The 19,681-nt window shown below is 59.4% G+C and carries 16 protein-coding genes and 1 pseudogene; 11 read left to right on the forward strand and 6 right to left on the reverse strand.

Annotated features, from left to right (window positions below; genetic code table 11):
• Positions 1-216: 216 nt before the first annotated feature.
• Positions 217-828, reverse strand: a complete 612-nt coding sequence (locus RJT37_RS19090; protein ID WP_313690153.1) for a DUF7344 domain-containing protein — start codon at positions 826-828, stop codon at positions 217-219.
• Positions 829-1,367: 539 nt separating this feature from the next.
• Here RJT37_RS19090 and RJT37_RS19095 point away from each other — a divergent pair.
• From RJT37_RS19095 to RJT37_RS19110, 4 genes are all read left to right on the forward strand, one after another.
• A complete protein-coding gene (locus RJT37_RS19095; protein WP_313690155.1) occupies positions 1,368-2,393 on the forward strand; it encodes a SipW-dependent-type signal peptide-containing protein in 1,026 nt (341 codons plus the stop codon).
• Between the two features lie 3 nt (positions 2,394-2,396).
• Positions 2,397-2,909 (forward strand): signal peptidase I, encoded by a 513-nt coding sequence (locus RJT37_RS19100; RefSeq protein WP_313690157.1) that lies wholly within the window; start codon positions 2,397-2,399, stop codon positions 2,907-2,909.
• A complete protein-coding gene (locus RJT37_RS19105; protein ID WP_313690159.1) occupies positions 2,906-3,487 on the forward strand; it encodes a TasA family protein in 582 nt (193 codons plus the stop codon). Before RJT37_RS19100 ends, RJT37_RS19105 begins: the two co-directional genes overlap by 4 nt.
• Before the next feature lie 1,615 nt (positions 3,488-5,102).
• On the forward strand, positions 5,103-6,563 hold the full coding sequence (locus RJT37_RS19110) for an AAA family ATPase (RefSeq protein ID WP_313690161.1): 1,461 nt from the start codon (positions 5,103-5,105) through the stop codon (positions 6,561-6,563).
• A gap of 883 nt (positions 6,564-7,446) precedes the next feature.
• Here RJT37_RS19110 and RJT37_RS19115 read toward each other — a convergent pair.
• Positions 7,447-8,904 carry a hypothetical protein gene (locus RJT37_RS19115; RefSeq protein WP_313690162.1) on the reverse strand — a complete coding sequence of 486 codons (1,458 nt, stop codon included), beginning with the start codon at positions 8,902-8,904 and terminating at the stop codon, positions 7,447-7,449.
• Between the two features lie 374 nt (positions 8,905-9,278).
• Here RJT37_RS19115 and RJT37_RS19120 point away from each other — a divergent pair, with 374 nt between their 5' ends.
• From RJT37_RS19120 to RJT37_RS19130, 3 genes are all read left to right on the forward strand, one after another.
• Positions 9,279-9,734: a CPBP family glutamic-type intramembrane protease gene (locus tag RJT37_RS19120; protein ID WP_313690165.1), complete on the forward strand. Its 456-nt coding sequence runs from the start codon at positions 9,279-9,281 to the stop codon at positions 9,732-9,734.
• A gap of 410 nt (positions 9,735-10,144) precedes the next feature.
• Positions 10,145-10,522, forward strand: coding sequence for a DUF5518 domain-containing protein (locus RJT37_RS19125; protein ID WP_313690167.1), 378 nt, complete (start codon positions 10,145-10,147; stop codon positions 10,520-10,522).
• Between the two features lie 278 nt (positions 10,523-10,800).
• A complete protein-coding gene (locus RJT37_RS19130; RefSeq protein ID WP_313690169.1) occupies positions 10,801-12,063 on the forward strand; it encodes a serine hydrolase domain-containing protein in 1,263 nt (420 codons plus the stop codon).
• A gap of 54 nt (positions 12,064-12,117) precedes the next feature.
• Here the strand turns inward: RJT37_RS19130 and RJT37_RS19135 are convergent, their stop codons facing one another.
• Together RJT37_RS19135 and RJT37_RS19140 are read right to left on the reverse strand one after the other, a co-directional pair.
• Positions 12,118-14,295, reverse strand: coding sequence for a heavy metal translocating P-type ATPase (locus RJT37_RS19135; protein WP_313690171.1), 2,178 nt, complete (start codon positions 14,293-14,295; stop codon positions 12,118-12,120).
• A 132-nt stretch (positions 14,296-14,427) separates the two neighbouring features.
• The gene (locus tag RJT37_RS19140; RefSeq protein ID WP_313690173.1) at positions 14,428-14,856 is read right to left on the reverse strand and encodes a universal stress protein; all 429 of its coding nucleotides are present in this window, start codon (positions 14,854-14,856) and stop codon (positions 14,428-14,430) included.
• 95 nt (positions 14,857-14,951) lie between these two features.
• On the opposite strand from RJT37_RS19140, the gene RJT37_RS19145 reads away from it, so the two are divergent.
• From RJT37_RS19145 to RJT37_RS19160, 4 genes and pseudogenes are all read left to right on the forward strand, one after another.
• Positions 14,952-15,851: a CPBP family intramembrane glutamic endopeptidase gene (locus RJT37_RS19145; RefSeq protein ID WP_313690175.1), complete on the forward strand. Its 900-nt coding sequence runs from the start codon at positions 14,952-14,954 to the stop codon at positions 15,849-15,851.
• 149 nt (positions 15,852-16,000) lie between these two features.
• Complete coding sequence (locus RJT37_RS19150) at positions 16,001-16,582, forward strand: flavodoxin domain-containing protein (RefSeq protein ID WP_313690177.1); 582 nt, start codon at positions 16,001-16,003, stop codon at positions 16,580-16,582.
• On the forward strand, positions 16,579-16,857 hold the full coding sequence (locus tag RJT37_RS19155; RefSeq protein ID WP_313690403.1) for a hypothetical protein: 279 nt from the start codon (positions 16,579-16,581) through the stop codon (positions 16,855-16,857). Before RJT37_RS19150 ends, RJT37_RS19155 begins: the two co-directional genes overlap by 4 nt.
• A 239-nt stretch (positions 16,858-17,096) precedes the next feature.
• Positions 17,097-17,608: pseudogene (locus tag RJT37_RS19160) on the forward strand (TspO/MBR family protein).
• 183 nt (positions 17,609-17,791) lie between these two features.
• On the opposite strand, the gene RJT37_RS19165 reads toward RJT37_RS19160, so the two are convergent.
• Both RJT37_RS19165 and RJT37_RS19170 read right to left on the reverse strand, forming a co-directional pair.
• Positions 17,792-18,631, reverse strand: coding sequence for an ABC transporter permease (locus tag RJT37_RS19165; protein WP_313690179.1), 840 nt, complete (start codon positions 18,629-18,631; stop codon positions 17,792-17,794).
• Positions 18,628-19,623 carry an ABC transporter ATP-binding protein gene (locus RJT37_RS19170; protein WP_313690182.1) on the reverse strand — a complete coding sequence of 332 codons (996 nt, stop codon included), beginning with the start codon at positions 19,621-19,623 and terminating at the stop codon, positions 18,628-18,630. Before RJT37_RS19170 ends, RJT37_RS19165 begins: the two co-directional genes overlap by 4 nt.
• Positions 19,624-19,681 lie beyond the last annotated feature (58 nt).

Genomic DNA, 19,681 nt, shown 5'->3' on the forward strand with positions numbered 1-19,681 from the left:
GGCGACTGGAAGGGAGATCGGTGGCCGACATCAAAAAAAGTCGGTGGCCGACACCGTGAGAAGGTCATCAGTGTCGCGGTCCGGTGTGATCGTCGTTTAGCTCGCAGCGGACGACCTCTGAACGTTTCGTCGACGGCAACGAGAGTGTTCAGCAAGTGGAATGTTCGACACGATTGCGCGACAGGGTGCGGTCGGACGAGCAATGAGTCGCAAACGTTACTCCAGTAGGTCACTGCTGCCAATCCGCATTTGTTTGTTGGTGTAGGTATGGAGTAGCGAGAATACGAAGATAGTCACGACGAACAGTGCAGCTACCATCACCACAGACACCTCGGCAAACGGGCCGAAGGCGAAGTGGACGCAAACGAGGAGCGTTGCAAAAGCGATCGAGATGGCCGTATAGTAGAGACTCCACGGAACGTCGTATCCAGAAACCACGTCGAGGTAGATGTCGAGGTCCGCTGCCTGTTCCGATAGCTCTACCGTGCCTTTTCGTTTGTCGAACCGAACGACTCCCTTATCAGCCATCTTTGGGAGGTGAAACTGACGCAAGGCTGTGTAGGCATTCTTGCGCTCGGTGGACCGAACCTCTTCAAGAGGTTTGCTATTCTCCCGGCTCGCGATCTGTTCGGCGAGCTCCCCGAGTTCGGCCGGCCCCTGTTTTCGTTTCAGGTGATGTAGGACGTACCGACGCCGATTCGAGCTGAGCATCTCGAATATCTCGTTCTGTGAGAGCTGTCGACGTTCAGATTTACTACCCACATCGGTCTCAGGGCCGGGGGTTTCTTCATCACCGCTTTGACCCTGTGTGGGTCTCGTTTTGCTCATTCTTCTCCAACTGCATACTTTCGGGCATTAGTTATACCACGCATGCCGTCGCAAGTGAACTCGAATCCGTATGACGAATATACGGGAAGTAAGCCCGTCGAAAGCCAGGGACCCGTTCCGAGAGTGGCGTTTCGTGCTTGGGCCTCCGCTGAAACGCAGTAGCCGGTTGATAACGGCACTGCCATCAACAACCAGAGGAGATGACACGAATTAGGTGCCGCTTACAGTCTCCGAATGCGGTGACTGACGGTGGTTACGGCTATTCGGGTGACATTTTCCAGATGGCGTTTTCAAGATTATTGTCGGGAAACAATCACGGCTGCGTAGATCGTCCGTGCTGTAATTGACGTCGATTCCGGGATTTTCAATTCCTCTTTGAGCGGGTCTCTAACACCGCTTGAGGATCTTCTGGGTGTATTCGACTCATTTCTATCAGCGTACAACAATGTGGATAGCAGAAAATGCTGGAGATGTCGCACCTGGCGGATACAACCAACACAAGCCGGGTGCCGGTTCGCAGACTACTGCGGGAGAAAACTATGAGCGACAAAGAATTCAGCCTGTCGCGCCGCAAAGCGCTGGCAAGTTTGGGAAGTATCGGTGCGGCAACCGCACTCGGTGGTATCGGGACGTACGCGCAATTTAGCGACACGGAAGAGTCCTCGTTTACGTTCACGGCTGGTGGCGTGGACGGGACTATCGACTTCTCTGCGAGCTACAACGGCGACGATGTTAGCTCGGGTAGTAGCGCAGTTGTCCCGAATACGTCCGAGAAGATCGTCAGCGAAAACGAGGCGGGACTCGGTCTGAGTTTTAACGATGTGAAGCCGGGCGACTACGGGAGTATCCTGTTCGAGCTCACTGTCGAAAACAACCCTGCGTGGGTTGCGTCGTGTGTCAGCGTTGCGAGTGATACCGACGGTGAAGTCTACGAGCCCGAGCTCGAAGCCGAACAGTCCGCTGAGACCGGTAGTGTTCCGAACGCAGATGTCGGCAATATGGCGGAGACAGACGGCGAGCTCCCCGAAAATACGTGGATCATCCCGTTCTACGACAGTGACTTCAGTAGTACGTTCTTCGATTCGGACGGTCCGGATCTGAGCGGATACAAGAGTGAGGGCGCTACGTCATCGGCGTTCTGGTCAAACTCGGAAGGCACGTACGCGGCATCGCCGCCCCGGACAGACGGATACCTTCAGCCGCGCACCATCGCGGACGTGGTTAGCTCGCCCGGCTCGGTCCACACGCGGCAATGGAACGGGAACAGCGGCATCAGCGATCAGATCGATGCTCCGGACGGAGCGTCTGTCGGAAACGGCTGTGTTATGCTCGACGGTGGTCTGACGGCTGGCCAGGATTCGTCTGACAATAGTCGGTACGTTCAGCCGCTTCAGCCAGGCGACACGATGTACTTCGGCTACGACTGGCACATTCCGTTCGAGACTGGAAACGTCGTGCAGGGTGACTCGATGGAAGTTCACCTTCCGTTCAAGTTCCTTCAGACGCGTCACACGTCGACGCCGGAGTTCGGAACGTACTCGCCTGGCGACAACACGCCGAGCTAACCAATGAACTACAGCAGGGCGCTAAAGCGAGTGGGTGCGTTCGCCCTGCTTCTCGTAGTGGCTTCGTTCGCCCTTCAAGCCTTTCCGGGGCTTGTTGGGGCCGACTACGCTTTTACAGTTTTATCGGGAAGTATGGAGCCAGCGATCGGGACCGGTTCAGTTGTGTTCGTCGCGGAGGTGCCAGCTGACCAGGTTCAAGAGCAAGACGTTATCACGTACCGCGATGATGGTGGTTATCTGATAACTCACCGTGTAATCGAGAAGCATCAAGCCGATGATTCGCTACGGTTCGTAACCAAAGGTGATGCTAACGATGCTCCTGACGGTGAGCCGGTATATCGGGGTGATCTTGTTGGAACTGTGCTGTTCAGTATCCCGTTCATCGGATACGTGGTCGCCTTCGGCAACACGACCGCGGGATATCTGATTCTGGTACTGCTCCCGGTTATGCTCTTCATATTCAACGAGATATGGGAGTTGTGGAGGGCAGGAACACGGAAGGAGGAACACTCATGAGTGAGAACAATACGATGACGCGACGGAAGCTCCTCGGGGGGATGGCCCTCGTCGGGGCAGCCAGCGCCAGCGCAGGCGCCGGCACGTACGCGTACATCAGCGACAGCGGGGAAGCAAAGTTTAGCTTCCAAGCGGGAAGTATCGTGCTGAAAATAAGCCCGGAGACGGTAGGCTTCACCTCAGACGCCGGCACGTCCGGAAACCAGGATGACGGCGACGAGATGACCAAGGAGATACAACTCTCGAACCGTGGGACGCTCGACGCGGACGTCCTCGAACTCTCGAGTCTCGGGTTGTCGGGCCCACAGGATTTGAGAGAGGGAGCGATGGTAACGACGTTCGAGTTCGACGCGCCCAAAGGGTCAAAATTCGACCTCCCGACAGGTCAATCACTGGCCCAGTTGCAGTCGTCGATAGAGAACTCACCGATTGCACTCGATAACGGCGAAATGGAACCGGTTCTTGAGCCGATGGGTGATGCTGGAACCCTGACGATCGGGATCACCTACGACTACGAGGTCGTCACGACGAACGGGGGGATGCTTGAGGTCGACTTCGGGTTCACGGCGAGCCAGTGATTATGGCTCGGCCGATTTTCGTGACCTATTGCAATCGACGCATCTACTCAAGCGGACGGGGCTCCGAGGAAATCAACCCAGGAGCAAACAGATTGGAGGTCGATCATCGAGTGAGCGTTCCCAGGCGTCCGGTGCTGTTAGTCGACCGCGGGCGATGCTATAGCGACCACCCCTCTACCGTCGGCTAGATACCCTGCGTACGCTGGAGGTGGTTCCACGTTTCTCGCGCCCGTTGGCCCTCTAGAGACCTATTTCGGCCTATACGTGCAGTCTGTTCCTGACGGGCATCGAGTATACGATCTCGAATTCGGGTGAAGCGGCGAGCGAGGAGATTCTGCGTGGCGCGGAGATCGCGACGTTCGCCGACGAGAAGCGCGAACTGACGATTGGAATCGAATTCGACTACTCGAACATCGATGGAAACGGCAGATTTACCCTCACAGCCAAACCCGCCTTCTCTATCGAACAGTAGACACATCCGTGATTTTTTCAGTCGGTAGTCACCGAGCACGTTGCTAGCGAACGAGAATACCTCACGAGGTTTGGGTATACTGGCGCGCGATGCGGTCGAACCGTATGATTCGTCGTACGACGGAACAGAACTCATCCGAGCCGTCGAACGTGCCTATTCGCCGTCGGGAGTGCCCTGTTCCCGGTGGAAGTGGAAATAGTCGGTGATCCGTCGAGTGCTCGCCAACTCCCGTATGCCGGAACTGACTGCGGTTCCAAGCAGGGAGAGTATTTAACCAACAAAACCTGTGCTGAGATGAACCGTTGGTCAAGACTGGGCGAGTTTGACTTGCCTGATGGAACGAAACAGAGTCGCCGGGTCGACACACACCCCTCTATCGATGTGTTCCGGTGAAGTACTCCGGGTGGGTGAGTCTCGAGAGGACCAGAGGAAACGGTCTGTGGAACGTGAGGTAACAGACACACCCCTCTATCGATGTGTTCGAATGGGATGAGTACAATGGGGAAGGATCCACTGGATAGGACTTGATGTCAGAAGTGGACAACAAAACTGCGATTTCGTCGAGGAACTGCGGTTATAGGCGATGTGAACTGCGGTTATAGCGAATATGAACAGCGATTATAGGCGATAAGACAATTGGAAGAAGGAAAAAGAGGAAAAATAAATCTGACTGAATTTAGCCGACAGAATGCGGATGAGAAAACACATCGAACACATCGATAGAGGGGTGTGTGAGTGTGCTTTCTAGTAGGAGACTAGTAGAAGACTAGTAGAAGACTAGAAAGAGAAAGAAAAAGAGAAAGAAAAAGAAGCTATAGAACAGTGTTAGAGACCGTCCAAAGTGGATATAGACCTTCTATTCGCGGATAGCAGTCGATTCGACATCGACCAATTCGTCATCAACGACGACGTTATGCTGTCAGTACACCCCCCTACGGTTACAGCTCGAACACATCGATAGAGGGGTGTGTCTGTCTCCGTTCCGACCCCCGATCGTAGCAAACACTTCGTTAGCCGTCCTGGAAAACTTGCCCAGATACGACCTCAGAGCGCTGGAAACCCCGCTAATACCGTTTGAATACGTGAATTACACATCGATAGGGGTGGGGAACGTTTTTATTCCCGGCTCGTGTGGTCGCTCGTATGGATACTCACGAATCCGACGCTTCCGGTACCGACCCGGAGTCGTCGGAGAATGAGACCACGACGGGGGCGGACCTCTCCTCGGGTACCCCCGAATCGGATCCGTCCTCGGCATCCACAGTTCAATCGTCGTCTGAAACAACAGCGGATACTGACGAGGCGTCAGAGTCGCAGTCCATCGAGGATATGCTGCTCGAGTTCGACGAGCAGGACGGCCTCATCCGTGACCGGTCTCTCCTCGATCCGAACTACGTCGTCGAGGAGGACCGAATCGTCGGTCGCGACGAACAACTTCAGAAGGTCACGAAGATGCTCCGAGTCGCGCTCGGGGACAACCGGCCGCCGAATCTCTTCCTCTACGGTCCGTCCGGGACTGGGAAGTCGCTCATCACGAAAGCAGTCTGTAAGAACATCAGTCGCATCTGTGACTCCCGGGACATCCAGTTCGGCACGATCGAGGTCAACTGTCAGGACCTCGATACGCTCGGCGTCGCTGTCTACGAACTCGCCCAGCAGGCCGCCGACGAGGCAGGCGTCGACGTCGAAGTTCCGAAACACGGCGTGGCGACGAAAGAGAAATGGGACGAACTCTACCGTATTGTCAACGGGAACTTCGATTCTGTCGTGTTCGTCCTCGACGAACTGGATATGCTCGTCGGCCGTAGGGACAAACAGGACCCTGCGTTCTCGCGATTACTCTACCAGTTGTCGCGAGCTGGCGCCGCCGACGACCTCACCGCATACATCTCCGTGGTAGCCATCTCGAACGACACGAAGATGATGGAATCCGTCGGGAGTCGCGCACTGAGTTCGTTCACACCCGAGGACGTCCATTTCGACGACTACGATGCGAACCAACTGCAGGCCATCCTCCGCCGTCGCCAGGACGCCTTCCACGACGGCGTCGTCGAGGATGAAGTCATCCCACTGGCAGCAGCGTTTGCAGCCCAAACACACGGTGATGCACGGAAGGCGATCGATCTGATGCGCGTCGCCGGTGAACTCGCGGAGCGAGAGGGCAACGAGCGTGTTCGCGAAGAACACGTTCGGCAAGCCCAGGATCGTGTCGAAAAGAATCGTGTTCTCGAAGTCGTCCGTGGCATCAGTACACAGAAAAAACTCTGTTTGTACGCCACGGCGGCTGTCGCAGCCGAAACCGAAGATGGTACCGCTCGGAGCACTACCGGCTACAGGGTGTATCAGTATCTGACCGATTCGATCGACGCAGACCAGTACCAGCAGGAGTCGTACGTGAACAAAATGAAGGAACTGACGACGTACTCGCTGGTCGACTTCGAGCGTCGGAGTCACGGCCCAAGTTCCGGGATGTTTCTCGAGTTCCAGTTCGGCGAACGACCGGAAACCATCTTAGAGACGTTGAGCGAGGATGCCCGTATTGGGATGGTCTCGGAGTCCGAAGTCGAGTCGGTCGTGAAGGCACAGGTTCGGAACGAGGCTTGAGCCACACTCACCTCTCTCCGGATCGGGACCCTGTACCCTCCTCTATCGATATGTATACGGGAACGACTCACACGAACTGGACACTCCCCCATTTTCTCGGGCACCGATCGAGCCGTCGGTTCCAATCACTGCCTGAGAACACACCTCTATCGAAGTGTATTCCCAACATAGAATTCCCAAACCCGCCGAGGTCAACTGATATACGGAATTTTGTATATCCATCTGTCAAGCAAGCTGCAAGGATCTTTCGAGCACACACACCTCTATCGATGTGTTTCGGGGTTTTGATCGGAGAGACACCCTCCACTATCGATGTGTTTTGATGACCTGCTCGGAGAGCAACACCCCGTTATCGATGTGGTCGTATTCGTCGTAAGGAGTATGTTAGGGAACACTTGAGATCGCCGTAAAGCGGTTCCTATACGCTGTCGGTCGACCTGTGGAGCGTTCCCCATATTTTTTCATCGTCGGGCTTCCTCACTCACTACGTTCGCTGTGGGAACCTCTCTCGAAAAAACTGGATCAAAAAAGCAGCGGCGAAGCCGAACGCGAACGACTACACGAGGGCAGGCATCTGTGTCTTCCTGTCGCGTTCGACTGCGTCGAGTTCCCACGCTTTTCGAAAAGGAACCACGGGAAGCCGCTGCTGTCACTCGATTCGTCTTCTAACTAAAGACGAATGACATTGTGACAAGCGTCTCACAGCACTCTCACGCAAAAATTAAACTCATCTCGTACACGGCGTGTTGACTCCGTAATTGGATACCTCGCGTTCTCACTCGTCCTGATTGACTGGTCCATTATCCTGAGAAGATGTCCGGGACTGGGGCTGGGATCTGAGGTATTGCCTATGCGGTTCGGTCCTGCGTCGCAAAGAGGGGAGTCAGCCGACGCGTTCCCCGCGTTCCCGCTCGGTGGCGACTGATCGGTATCCTGCCGCGTATGCGAGTACCCCGATCGCAGCAACCACGAGGCCCCACGGAACGTATCGTAGCACGAGCGACACGCTCACGAGACTCATTCCCGTATGTGGTGCAAGTGCGAATACCACTGGAATGGGCGAGAGCAGGAGCCCGGTGATGAACGCGATCCGAAGCGGTGTCCTCCACCGGCGTGTGATCGCAAGCGGGAGGAAGCACAGTGGCGGCAGCACCAGACTCACCAACCCGTACGTCGTGTCGTACCCGGCCGCGCCCGCCGCTGCTACGGGAAAGAGCAGCCACTGTCCGGCGAGAACCGTCGCTGTCGGCCACAGAAGCAGCCGCGTCACTGCGTCTATCGACTCTGTTGTGTCCGTCTCCCCTTTGAGGAGACGTCTTGTCAGTAGTATCTGGCCGACGACGAGCGGCCCACCCAGAATGAGTGCCGGCCCGGCACCCGTCGCCGCGACGACGTAGATCAGATAGAACAGGAAATCACCCAGTTGCTCAGTCACCGGGCCAGAAACGCCAACGAGTGTCTCGATGGTCGCTGCAGTAAGGCCGACAGCGGCCAACGGTCCGCCCACGAGCGCGATCAGCCGCAACCGCGAGAGTCCGGCCAGCCGGGAGCCGAACCGCCACAGGAGCGCGAGAACCGCGGCGAGAATTGCGAAGGGAGCGACGGCAGCACTCAGGTCCTGTGCCTTCAGTTGGGCGACGTCGATTCCGATTCCCAGCGTCGTCGCAACACTACTGATGACACCGTCGTCCGGTGCGAAAACGACGTGACTCCGAACGCCGAGGGGGTCGTACTGCTGGTCGCTTCCCTCCCACGTGACGACATCACCGTCGGACGTCGCATCGGCTGGGGCGTGCGACACGACCGTTCCCGGCGGACCGCGCATCGTCATCGAGTCTGCTGCGAGGTAGAACCACCGCGCCTCGCCACCGTGCCAGTAGAAGAAATCGACCACGTAGACGCCACCCGCGCTTTCGTGGGCCATATCGGGCACCTCGTACTCGACGAGCAGTGTATCCCCATTCATCGACGCCGTGAGCGACTTCGGCTCCTCTACTGCGACGTATCCACGTTCGTACACACGCTGGACAACCCGATCGCGGAGCGACTGGTCCTCTCTGAGTGTCTCGACACCAGCACCGGTGAGAGTGACCCGTGCCGTCCAGTGCCCCGTTCCGGATTGATCGATCTGGATGGTGAGCGAACTCTCTGTCACGCCGATAGCGACACCGTTCTCGTCGGCAGTGTCCACGAGCGTATCGCTACAGACACCACAGACCGCCTGTGGCGGCGGTCGACCACTGACCGGAGATCCGACCGCCGAAAGTAGAATAATGCCGACTAACGCAGCAACGAACAGGACGCGTAATCCAGCACCTCTGTCGACTTGCTCTGTGATCACGGGCGCTCAGTACAGAGTCGAGTACTGCCGTTCATAAGAATCACCCTGGTTGGGAGAGCCTTCCCACTCGAGGGTAAACAACGCTTGATATGGTCGCTAACGAACAACAGTTCGTTCACCAGACGTTGCTGTCCCTGCTGACTCTACGTCACCAGCAGGGACGCAAACCTACGAGGAACTACAACAAGTCGTCCGGAACGACGGGCTGATCTCACGCGATCAGGCCGCTGGACTCTGGTGGTCCGACATCGACCTATGTAGACGATTGGGGCGAAATCGCTCCTGTGGGACAATCTGCTCCGAATCGTGGCGATGGCGGGGCGGACTGGTGAGCGATTGCGGCGTTTCTCGTGCTCGCGTTCGGCTGGTCCTGGGTGCCGAAGGCACTGGCGGGTCTCGGTGTACTGGACGGCGTGCCCGTCCTACCGGAACTCGGTGCATTCGGCCCGACCGTCGCAGCCTTCGTACTCGTCGCTACCGTCGCCGGCCTCGCTATCGGCCTCGTCTGGGCTGTCTGGCACCTCCCGCTGTGCTACATTCCCAGTCAGACCATCTACTACAACATCCCTCTGTTCGGCTTCTTCGTCTCCACTGCCTTCCTGTCGGTCCTCCATACGTGGCTGTACAACAACACCAACCGCAGCCTCCTGCCCGCCCTCCTCTTTCACACGGCGTTCAACTGGGCGAACGGGATGTTCCCGGTGCTCGAATCTGACCCCGCGAGCCTCACACTCTTGGTGATGCTCGCGGCGGCGACCGTCGCTGTCGTCGCCTACTGGGGGCCGTCGACGCTGTCGCGGCCGCGCTCCCGCTCCGACGCAACCGTCTGACCGCTGCGATCCCCCACTCGTTCACCAGGAGCGAAACGCCGCTATCAGACAGTTCTCACCCGCCGTCGTGACACTCGCCGCCCTCTGACTGGTCTTCGGTGCTACATAGTAGCGTTTGCAAGTCTTCGCTCACGCGATCGCACGCAGTCGTGTGTTCGGATGAAAATCAGTTGCGAACGCTACGATATAGTAGCGTTTGCAAGTCTTCACTCACACGATCGCACGCAGTCGTGCGATCGGATGTGCAATCAGTTGCAAACGCTACTATAGCTCTCTGCTATCCTCTCGCGTCCGATGCCGGGCTTCGGGGGCATACACATACGAACGAATCGGCCGCGCAGCCGATGAAAAAACGAACGAATCGACCGCGCAGCCGATGAATTATAACTACCGACAATAGTGGAACATATATGAGTGAAGGAGACACGCTTATAAACGCGGTTATCGGCGCAGTCGTTACAGTTGTGCTGTCGTTCACCGGGTTTTCCCCGATCCTGGGCGGTATGGTCGCCGGCTACCTCCAGCGGGGAGACCGTGCCGACGGCAGCCGTGTCGGTGCGATCTCCGGTGCGATCGCGGCCCTCCCGTTTCTCTTGCTGTTTTTCGTGTTCGGAGGGTTCTTGTTCACGGGTTCTATGATGGGCGAGGGTATGGGGGTGCCTGGTGGATTTTTTGTGTTGCTTCTGTTCGGATTCGTGTTTGCTCTCATCTGGAGTGTCGGACTGAGCGCTCTCGGGGGCTATCTCGGCGTGTATATTGCTACTGAAACCGACGTGAGTGGCGGATAACCGCGGTCGTGATAGCCCCCGCGTGATCAAGAAGGACACCGGGTTCCGTCGTGGACTGACCTGCAGACAGCCAAAGGATGGGTCGAAGTACGGATGACCGCCACAGACGAATGGTGGGCGGGCTGTTTCGCCCTCGCGCCGATGTGGCCGAGGCGAAGGTTCAATGACAATGCTTACGCTCGTCTCTTCCCGCCGAGCGCCGTCAGCGGGGGCGGTGATCGGTGGTAACAAGTGAGAGTTATCATTATGAATGAACCGCTAAACCGAATACGAGAGCGATGCGGTCACCTCGAACCGACAACGAAGATCCGACCGGCCCCGACGCCAAGTCCGCTGGAACGCGACGGCAGGTCCTGCGATCTTTGGCTGGGCTCGGAGTGGCGGGCGTCCTCGCCGGCGGTGGGTGGCTGTGGCGTACCCAGTCTCTGCACGCCCAACGTGACCGCACCAGCCTCGGCGGTCAGCCACAAACCGAGCCTCGCGTCACCGGGCCGAACGCGCAGCGCGTTCCATCGGATCGATACCAGACCGAACTCGACGCGTTCAGTGACCGCTGGAATCAGACCGGACTCCAGGCGTCCATCCGCTTGGGCGACGGCACCGGCTGGCACGGCGTCGCCGGACACGCCGACCACGATCGGCAGCGACCGCTCGGCGCAGCCCACCACCTCTACATCGGGAGCGTCACCAAACTTTTCACGGCCACACTTGTCCTGCGATCTGTCCAACGCGGCGTGCTCTCACTCTCAGATCCGATCGATACCTGGATCGACCTGCACGAAGGCGATGGAATCACCGTTCGAATGCTCCTCAATCACACGAGCGGCATCCCGAACTACACCGAAGATCCCTGGTTCATCGCCCGGTACTTCGGCCGCCCAACGAAACGATGGACGCCCACCGAACTCGTCGACATCATCCGCGGAGACAGCCTTCGCTTCCACCCCGGCATCAGTCACGAGTACTCGAACTCGAACTACATCCTTCTCGGAATCATCCTCGAACGCGCGACCGGAACCGCGTACGGCGATCTCCTCAGGCGGCTCGTTCGGAACGAACTCGGGTACGACAACACGTACTACCGTGGGTATCCCGCGAGTGTACCAATAGCGAACGCCTACGACGAATCGATCTTCAAAACCGGCCGACGTAACCTGACGGGGTTCCGCACATCACTCGAAACAGGCGCGTACGCCGCTGGCGGCATCCTCTCGACGGCCCCGGACGTCGCCGGAGTTGTGAACGACCTCTTCGACGGTGCCATCCTCGACGAATCAACCCTCGACGCGATGCTGACGTTCGTCGACGCACCTGACGAGGACGTCACGACTCAGGAAGAGTACGGTCTCGGCCTCAGACACCTCCGCATCGACGGTGAAGACCTGTACGGACACACTGGCACCATCCCAGGATACTCCGCGGTGGCATTGCATCACGCAGATCCCGAATACACGATCGCGGTCCTCAGCAACGTCTCCTCGATCGACCAGGCAGGAATCTACGGTGCTCTCCAACGTATCACTCTCGAGGAATACTACTGATCCCGGTCACAGAGATGCAAGGCAGAACCCACGACTGCAGTCGTGAGTAGCTGATCAACGATAGCCGAGCAACCGAAGGCCGTTCAGGGAGACGAGCACCGTCGAGCCCTCGTGCCCGACCACGGCAAGGGGAAGCGGAATCCCTCGGATGAGGATCGTGCCGACCATCAGTGCGATCGCGCCGAACGCGATTGCGAGATTGACGGTGAGCGTCCGGCGGGTCTTGCGACCGAGGCCGAGCACGTAGGGAATCTTGCTGAGATCGTCGCCCATCAGTACCACGTCGGCAGTGTCGAGGGCGACATCGGTTCCAGCGCCGCCCATCGCAATCCCGAGTGTCGCGGTCGCCAGCGCCGGCGCATCGTTGATGCCGTCGCCGACCATCGCCACGTTCTCGTGCTGCTCGACCAGGTCTTCGACAGTTGCTACTTTCTCCTCCGGTAATAGTTCGGCCTGCACTTCGTCGATACCGACCTCGTCGGCGATCCGCTCGGCAACGCGCTGGTTATCGCCCGTCAGCATAATGATGTGCTCTACGCCGAGTTCGCGGAGGTCGTCGATCATCTCGGCAGCGCCGGGACGGACCGTGTCGGTGAACGCGAGCCACCCTAACACGGTGACCCCGTCGCCGTCCTCCCGGGCGACGATGACGCTCGTTTTCCCCGCTGCCTCCAGCGTCTGGAGGCGGTCGAGGGCGGGTTCGAGCCCCGCGATCGCTTCATCTTCGAGGACGGTCCCGAAGTAACTCCGATTGCCGATGTGGATGGTGTTGGCTTCGACATCGGCGCGGACTCCTTTCCCCGCAACTGACTGAAACCGCTGTGCGTCGGGAACGTCGAGTGACCGCTCTTCTGCCTTCGCCACGGTCGCACGAGCGAGATGATGTTCCGAGCGGGCCTGTACTGCGGCCGCGAGCGAGAGCAGCTCGTTGTCGGTCAGTGTCTCGTCTGCTGCATCCTCTCGGACGAAGACGTCCGTCAACTGTGTATCGCCCCGCGTGAGCGTTCCTGTCTTGTCGAACGCGACCGCATCGATGTTCGCTGCCGCCTCGACGTGTTCGCCACCCTTGAACAGGACGCCCTGCCTGCCGCCGGAGGCGATCGCCGAGAGGACCGCCGCGGGCGTCGAGATGATGACCGCACACGGCGAGGCAGCGACCATGAGCGTCATCGCGCGGTAGAACGTACTGGTGAACTCGCTCCCGAGCGCGAGCGGCACAGCGATCGCCGCGATCGTGAGTGCGAACACGCCGAGGACGTACGGCTGTTCGAGGCGGTCGATGAGCCGCTGTGTCGGCGCCTTTTCGCTCTGTGCGCGTTCGACCATATGGATGAGACGGCTGATCGCTGACTCGTGGGCCTGCCGCGTGACCTCGATTTCGAGACTTCCGCTCTCGTTGATGGTCCCGCCGAACACCTCGTCGCCGGGCTCCTTCGGTACGGGCACAGATTCGCCGGTGAGCGAGGCCTGATCGACCGTCCCCTCGCCGGACGTGACGACGCCGTCAAGCGGGATTTTGTCCCCCGGGCGGACGACGAAGACGTCACCGACGGCGACGTCGTCGACCGGGACGGTGACTTCCTCCCCGTCGCGTAGCACCTGAGCTTCGTCCGGCCGCATCTCGACGAGGGACTTGATCGCCCGGCGGGAGCGTCCGATCGCGTAGTGTTGCAGCGTATTCGAAAGCGAGAACAGAAACAGGAGCATCGCGCCCTCGAACGGGGCACCAATCGAGAGCGCACCGAGCGCAGCGACGATCATCAGGAGGTCGATGTCGACGGCGCCGTGGCGGAGCGTCTCGACCGCTCCCTTGAGGCCGTACCAGCCGCCGAAAGCGTATGCGAGGCCGTAGGCAGCCCACAAGAGGAGTGGCGGTCCGTCGAGCCACCCCGTCACCAGCCCAGTCACCATCCCGAGCAGCGTCAGTCCGACGAACACAGCCTCCCGCCTGAGTTCCGAGCGCGTGCTCACCTCGTCCGTTGTCGAACCGGCGTCAGCCTGAACCGAGACGTCCCGGTCACGGACTGCGTCTCGAATCGCCTCCTCGGATGTGACTTCCGCATCGTAGGTAATTCGAGCGCTCCCCGTCCGGAAGGAGACGTCGACGTCGTGGACGCCTGAGAGCGTCCGGAGGTGGCGTTCGAGTCCCCGCGCTCCCGCTTCGCCACGACCACCTCGTCGCTCGATGCTGACAGTACACGTCGAAAGTTGGGGAGATTCAGTAACGGACACGTTCTCTACACCAATAGTTTGCCGGGATTTGACGTTTTAGGTGCACTTGCGAGCGTCCCTCCGGCTATCTGTGCGTTCGATTTCTCGAATCTCCAGCGACTACCGATCTGTGGCCCTTCTGTTCTGTCCGAATCATCCGATGATCGTCACTGGGATCCGTGCTCGACGAGTGACTGTCTCGGCGACGCTTCCGAGGAGTGCTCGATCGATGCCCGAGCGCCCGTGGCTGCCTATGACGATCTGATCGATGCCGTGGTCCTCAGCGTATTCCAGGATCGCTTGTGCGGGTTTACCGACTTCCGTGACAGTGTCGAGGTCGCTACCGCGTTCCGCCGCGATATCCGTCGCCGTCGTGTGGATTTTGGATGCGCGTGCTTGGGCGTTATCGTACCAGTCATCGGCGACAGGTAAGCCGCCAGCCTCCACGTCGATCACCGACTCGAGCGGATTGATGACGTAAATTGTGGTGAGAGTTGCATCCGAGAAGTTCTCGATAGCGTACGTGAGCGCACGCTCTGAAAGCGGCGACCCGTCGAACGCGATGAGAACGTCGTCGGGCATACGAAAGCGTTCGATGCGAACTGGCAAGAGTGTACTGCCCGGGACACCCCGGCTGGGAGTACCGTTAAGTGCTATCTCAGTCACATCCGTTGGTAATGAGCCGCAGTATTCGTGCGTGGATCGATCACCATCGCCTCCCGAGTTTCGTCGCAATCGCGTACGCGTTCACCTGGACAGTTCAGGGTGCACTCGCGTATTCGGGGATGGAAGCGTCCTGGACGCACTCGATCCTGATCGGCTTCGGCGGATTCGGCCCGCCGGTCGGCGCAGCGGTGGTTATCTGGGCGTCGGGTGGCAGCCTCCGCACCTGGGTCGGCCAGATGTTCAAATGGCGGATCGGCGCAAAATGGTGGGCGATCGCACTCGGGCTCCCGTTCGTTGTCCTCTCGCTCGGCGTCCTGCTGTTCGTCGTCGCCGGGGGACCGATCGATCTCACCGAGTTCGAATCACCATTCATCTACCTGTTCGCGATGGCGTGGGGGACCGTGTGGGGTGGCGGTCAAGAGGATCTCGGGTGGCGCGGTTTTATGTTGCCCATCCTTCAGGACTCCTACAGCGCGCTGGTGTCGAGTGCCATCGTGGGCGTCACGTGGGCCGTCTGGCACCTCCCGCTGTTCCTGAACGCCACCACGACCCACGGTAGCTGGCCGCTTTCCCAGCAACTCCTCTGGATGGTCTCGATCCTCGCCGGATCGATCCTCTGGACGTGGATGTACAACAGCACCGGCGGGAGCGTCCTCGCCGTCGCGGTGTTCCACGCCGGAATCAATGTTATGGGGATCTTCCACCCCGCCGACCAGGAGGCGCTCATTCCGGATGGCGCGCCGGATCCCTGGTTGAACCTGCTCGCCGAAGTCACCGGCGCCGTTCCTCTCGTGTTGGTCGCGATCCTCCTGGTCGTCGTCTACGGCGCTGACCGTCTCGCGAACCGTGACCCACCGAGCCCACAAGACGCCGGCCTCCCACCGGAGACTGAATCAGACGCCGTCGAGTGAGCACGCATCAACGATGGACTCAGCGTGCGTTCCGAGGTGCTACACCTTGAACCAATGAATCCCTCAGGCCGTGACTCGGACGGGATTGCGGATCCGAACAGAATTTATTGAGTGCCGTAGCGAACGAACGTACTGAGGTGTGAGAATACGTGAGCTCCTTCCTGATACTGTATGGGACGGGCGAAGGCCAAACGGCGAAGATCGCAGAGCGGATCGCGGCTACGATCAGCGAGCGTGGTCACGAGGCGAGTGCGATCGACGTCCGCGATCGATCGGACTCGCTCACCCTGGAGGCGTACGACGCGGTCGTCGTGGGCGCGTCGATCCACGTCGGCAAACACCAGGACGAGGTCCGTGACTTCGTCACCGAGAATCGAGACGCCCTGTCGGGGATGCCGACCGCGTTCTTTCAGGTCTCGCTGTCCTCGGCAAACGAGGAGAAACGCGAAGAGGCTGCGGGGTACGTCGAGTCGTTCGTCACGGAAACTGGGTGGCATCCGGATCGAATCGGGCAGTTCGGCGGCGCGCTCCGGTTCTCCGAGTACGGGTTCCTCAAACGCCTTATGATGAAACGGATCGCGAAAGACATACTCACCGAGAATCGCCAATCGAAGGGGGACATCGAGTTCACCGACTGGGATGCGGTTGACGCGTTCGCAGCAGATGTCGCCGCGTTCGTCGAAGGCCGCCTCGGCGTTGCCCCGGATACCACCGAGGATCGGGCGGTATGACAGCCTCGCAACCGCCCCGACGCCTCACTCGGCCCTATCTTGCTGCGTCGGCGCTTACGCTCCTGCTCGCGGTTGTGGCGACTAGCGTCGGACTGTTCGTCCCCGAGTTCTACCGGGACGCCGAGGTCCTCCTCCCACAGTTGTATGGGCAGGACCTGCTGACGCTCGTCGCGGTCGTGGTCGCGATGCGGGGCGTAATGCTGTGGCATCAGGAATCCGGCCCCCGTGGAAAGAGGAGTTCGTCCGCGTACGGTCGCCCAGCGACTGGTCGCTGACGCGCCGTGAGTGGGCGCTCCTGGTCGGCGGGTATCTGTTGCTGGCCGTCGCCTGCTACCGTGAAGCTGTCGCGATAGCACAGGTCTCTGGATGACGAGGGCGGAATCGCGTGCCTCTGTGCGGAAAGTGGCTGTGACGATCTGTCGTCGAGGGATGGAAAGATTTCCTCTGAGAGACGGTCAACCGCGGCCAGGGTTCGACGTCCTCACTTTTGAGTCGAGAGCCCCAATCGGATCACATGGCATCACTCGTGGCTCGTTTTCGCCGGTTTCCACGCGATCGCCCGATCCTCGCACTCGCACTCGCCATCCTGACCGTCGAAATCGTCGGGGCTTCCGGGTCCATCTTCACGGCGCAAGGCCTCAACACGTGGTAGACACCCTTCAGCGGCCGATGCTTGCTCCACCGAACTGGGTATTCGGTCCCGTTTGGACGGCCCTGTTCGCACTCATCGGAGTCGCGCTATGGCTCGTCTGGCGACGACTCGATTCGTCACCTCGCGAAGCCCGGGTCGGGTTCGGCGTATTCGTGGTACACTTCACCTTCAATGTGGGATGGTCGGTGGTCTTCTTCGGTATGCAGGAGATCGGATGGGGGCTGGCCGTGATCGGACTCCTCTGGCTGCTCATCGTCGCAACGATGTGGGCCTTCGACCGCGTTGATCGACGGGCGGCTCTCCTTCTCGTCCCGTATCTCCTGTGGGTCTCCTTCGCCGCCTATCTCAACTACCGCTTCTGGGTGTTGAATTAGGTCGCGACTCCTGATCACTCTCGTACGCCACTGTCGAACGGATATTGTCACCTACGAATACCGTTACAGCGCGAACTGCACGGTTCGCGGATGCCTCATCTGACCCAGCCCTGCGCGCTGCGCGCCCTGTAGTTATCACGACCCCCGATACCTCTCATCAGTTGAGGGTTTCAATAAGGCCAGTTAGCTCAGATCGGCCCGGCGAAACCTGAGATACCCGACGAGGAGCGGGAAGACTGCCCAGGCGAGCAGGATGAGAAAAAATACCGCTGGATCGAGGTAGCTAGGTGCCGGGCCGCCGATCCGCGCTTCCACGGCCGTTCCGCCACCGAGTAACAGCCGCTGGACGAGCGTGTTATACGCCCCGGTCGGACTGAGACCCTGTAAGAGCAGGAACCAAGGGGGCACGACTCCACCGGGCATCTCGCCAGTGACCAGCAAGTGAACTGCGTTAGGGGCCAAATCCCAGAGAAGCGTCAGCCCGAGGTATGCTGTGATTGCCAGGGTCATCGCCCGGGCGCGTGTCGCCGTTACGGCGGAAATCCCGATGGCGATGCCGACGAACGAAACGCCGAGAAGCACAGTCAAAACCGTCGTCCCAATGAAGGCTACCACGGGGAGTCCGCCGTAGAGAATCGCCGTAACCACACCTGACAGCACGAACCCCAGCGCGAGACCGATAGCGACCACACCGCTACGACCGAGGAACTTCCCGAGGAGCACTTCGCCCCGCGACGGCGGGAGCCCGAGGATCACCTTCAGACTTCCCGACTCCCGTTCGCCGGCGATCGAAAGATAGGCGGCGATCAGCGCCATAATCGGGACGAGAAGTCCCGCGAACTGCGATGCACCGCCAATCGCCATCTCGGCACCGCCTTCGACGTCAGGGACGAGTAGTGAGATACCCGCCGACAGCGACGTCATTACAGCGATGATGACGACGATGCCCCAGATCATACGCGACCGGAGGGCGTCGGCGAATTCCTTACGAGCGATCGTCAGCCAGATCGTGGCAAGCGTCATCGCTCCACCTCCGAAGTATCGACCCGCGGGGGTGCATCACCTGTGTAGGCGCTGAACAGGTCTTCCAACGATGACTCCTCGATCGTCACGTCGAGAATAGTAGCGCCATCATCGCGGATGCGGTCGATAACGTCGACTTTGGCTGTGGCCTCATCGACGCTTACTCGAATCGTTCGGCTATCAACAGTAACATCGGAGACACCGGCGAGCTCCGCGAGGGTCAGCGAGTCCGGGACGGCGTCAACCGTGAGCGTTACCGTCGACCCCGTTCCAAGCGCGTCGCGAAGCCCGCCGATCGAATCGATGGCGACGAGTCGGCCACGGTTGAGTATCGCGACGCGATCACACACTGCTTCGACCTGGCTGAGGATGTGACTAGAGAAGAAGACAGTCTTTCCCCGATCAGCGTGGTCTCGGGCGATCTCACGAACGAGGCGAACCCCGTTGGGATCGAGCCCCGATGACGGTTCGTCGAGAATCAACAGTTCGGGATCGCCGACGAGGGCGATCGCGAGGGCTAGTCGTTGTATCATCCCCTTCGAATAACCACCGACGACCCGGTCGGCAGCTGCAGCATCGAGCCCGACTCGATCGACCAGGTCGTCGACAGCGTCGTCGGATCGCTTCAACGCGATCGCATACTCCAGATGTTTGCGGCCAGTCAGGCGGTCGTAGAGCCCGTATCCATCCGGAAGAATACCTACCCGCTCGTGGATTTTGCGCGTCTCAGTCTGTGCGTCGTATCCGAGGACAGTTGCACTCCCGGCGGACGGGCGGACGTAGTCCATAATCACATCGATTGTCGTGGACTTTCCGGCGCCATTCGGCCCGAGAAACCCGAATATCTCGCCTTCGTGGACGGTCAGGTCGAGATTGTCAACAGCGAGAACGTCTTTCCCGTAGCGTTTTGTCAGCCCTGTTGTCTGGATCGCAACCGCTTCGTTCCGGAGGGGTTCTTTCGATTCGGACGCGGGACGAGAGGTGGTATCCATACTACTTGTACGCCGACACTCCTCAAAATCTCACGGTACAATCAGATGCCGGGAACCC

This window comes from Halobellus marinus (assembly GCF_032113415.1).
Lineage (GTDB): Archaea > Halobacteriota > Halobacteria > Halobacteriales > Haloferacaceae > Haloquadratum > Haloquadratum marinus.